The organism is Bacillus sp. VA15 (assembly GCF_055721145.1).
Window position 1 is genome coordinate 1 of sequence record NZ_JBVQPQ010000059.1, and the last position, 338, is coordinate 338.

Below are 338 nucleotides of genomic sequence, written 5' to 3' on the forward strand. Positions count from 1 at the left end.
TACCATCGGCGCTGAAGAGCTTAACTTCCGTGTTCGGTATGGGAACGGGTGTGACCTCTTCGCTATCGCCACCAAACAAATGCCTTCAGGATGAAGGTACTGGGCGTTTCTCACAGGATGTGAGAGCCCTTAGCGGAGTTTCTTTGCTTTTCCGCCTTTTAGAGAGGTGTTCTCTCAAAACTAGATAACAGGTGTGACATCATTCAAAATATGGTTAAGTCCTCGATCGATTAGTATCTGTCAGCTCCATGTGTCGCCACACTTCCACCTCAGACCTATCAACCTGATCATCTTTCAGGGATCTTACTTCCTTGCGGAATGGGAAATCTCATCTTGAG

The 338-nt window shown here is 47.0% G+C and carries 2 rRNA genes; both read right to left on the minus strand.

The annotated features are described in order from the left end of the window. Positions 1 to 76, minus strand: a 5S ribosomal RNA gene (rrf, locus tag AC0DBE_RS21760); the annotation flags it as partial. Between the two features lie 134 nt (positions 77 to 210). Then, a 23S ribosomal RNA gene (locus AC0DBE_RS21765) occupies positions 211 to 338 on the minus strand; the annotation flags it as partial.